The sequence below is a fragment of the Peptoclostridium sp. AF21-18 genome, from assembly GCF_003478825.1.
GTDB lineage: Bacteria > Bacillota > Clostridia > Peptostreptococcales > Peptostreptococcaceae > Peptacetobacter.
In genome coordinates this window covers 1-1,812 of the sequence record NZ_QUGE01000048.1, presented here as the reverse complement: position 1 = coordinate 1,812, position 1,812 = coordinate 1, and the positions used below count along the sequence as shown (strand labels likewise).

General features: G+C 34.5%; 1 protein-coding gene. It reads right to left on the bottom strand.

Annotated features, from left to right (window positions below; all coding sequences use genetic code 11):
• A partial coding sequence (gene ltrA, locus DWX74_RS10865; RefSeq protein WP_330415690.1) for a group II intron reverse transcriptase/maturase occupies window positions 1-1,292 on the bottom strand: 1,292 nt, incomplete at its 3' end.
• Window positions 1,293-1,812 lie beyond the last annotated feature (520 nt).

The following is a 1,812-nucleotide window of genomic DNA, read 5'->3' as shown; positions in this document are numbered from 1 at the left end:
ACACCACGGAGCGTGCCGTTCGGCACTCCGCGGTTCAATTTCATATAATAATCTAAGCAACTTATTAATCCTCTTTTAGTGAAAATTTCCTTTGTTATTTTATTTAGTCCAGTTGTCTTAATTACTGCTTGATAATGGTTACCAAATCCTACGGATTGTTTTGCCATCCAAACTGGTGCTCCTAATTTTCTTAATCCCCAAAATCTCTTTTCACTAGTTTTCCATTGTTTCCATATCACAACTCTCATTCTGTTTCTTATACGTCTATCTATTAATTCCATATGTTTTCTCATTTTCCGTATTTTGAAATAGTTTATAAAGCCTCTTATTACTTCATTTAATTTCTTGATTCTATATGTCATATCTACAGACCAAGAACGTTTTGTTAGTTTCTTGAGTTTCCTTTTAAAGCGAGTTATCGAGTCTTCGTGGATTCTAACTTCCCACTTTGTTCCAATTTTGTAGAAACTAAATCCGAGGTATTTGAGATTTGTTGGTCTTGTTATCTTTGACTTCGTTGCATTTACTTTTAATCCTAACTTTCTTTCTATCCATTTAGTTACAGTATTCATAACTCTATTAGCTGAGGCACTACTTCCAACGGTTATTATACAGTCATCTGCATATCTCACGAAGTGCAAACCTCTTTTCTCTAGTTCTTTATCGAGTTCATTTAACATAATATTTGATAGAAGTGGTGATAAATTTCCACCTTGCGGTGTTCCTAGTTTCGTTTCTTCATATTTTCCCCTAATCATTACCCCAGCCGTTAGGTATTTCTTGATTAATGATTCTGTATCTGGGTCATGTATTATTTTTTGAACTAATGTCATTAGTTTATCATGAGGAACATTGTCGAAGAATTTTTCTAGGTCAATATCTACGATATAAGTATATCCATCATTTAGATATTCAAGAAGTTTATCTATTGCCTGATGTGCATTTCTTCCCGGTCTAAATCCATAGCTGTATTCACTAAAATGTTGCTCCGCAATAGGGCTAACTACTTGAGCTATTGCTTGTTCTATTATCCTATCTACTACGTTTGGAATACCTAGATTTCTTACACCACCGTTAGGTTTTGGTATTTCCACTCTTAAAACTGGTTGTGGTTTATATTTTCTTTTTATTATTCTATTTTTGATACTTGTCCAATTTTCTATTAGGTAATCTCTTATTTCATCTGTACCTATTCCATCTATTCCACAAGCACCTTTATTGGATTTAACTTTCTTATATGCTTGCATCATATTTTCTCTTTCAAGTATCTTTTCCATTAATTCTGTTGCCAAAAGATTTTGTCTCCTTTCATTATTTAACTTCATATATATTAATTCTACCACCTATGAGTATTTTGTTCCGTTACGTCTTCTCTACTCTACTCTTGTCGAATCTATATATTTGTTTATGTAATTTAAATTTGACTGTTGAAATTGTTCCGCCCTTCGCTCCACCTTCATTACAAAGGTTTCGTCACTACTATGGCTTCTGCTGACTTCTCACAATTCGTTGTTACTACAGATGTTCTGCTTGTGAGACCTCACGGGATAAGCCATTAATCTTTCCTCGTCTACCTGCCTAATATACTTATATGAGTTACGACTACCTTTGGGACTTCATTGCTTTTAGTCAACTTATCCATCATATAAGCCTTAGTATTAGGTTTCTGTTCGTCAGGCTACGATTTCACTATTGCTTCTTCTCGCCTATGCTTCGCAGCACAAACCTTGCAAGTCGCTATCAAGTTCGTCGGTAGCTACGCCTTTTATGGACTTTCACCACAGATTAATAGCATGCCCGTCATACTAAAAA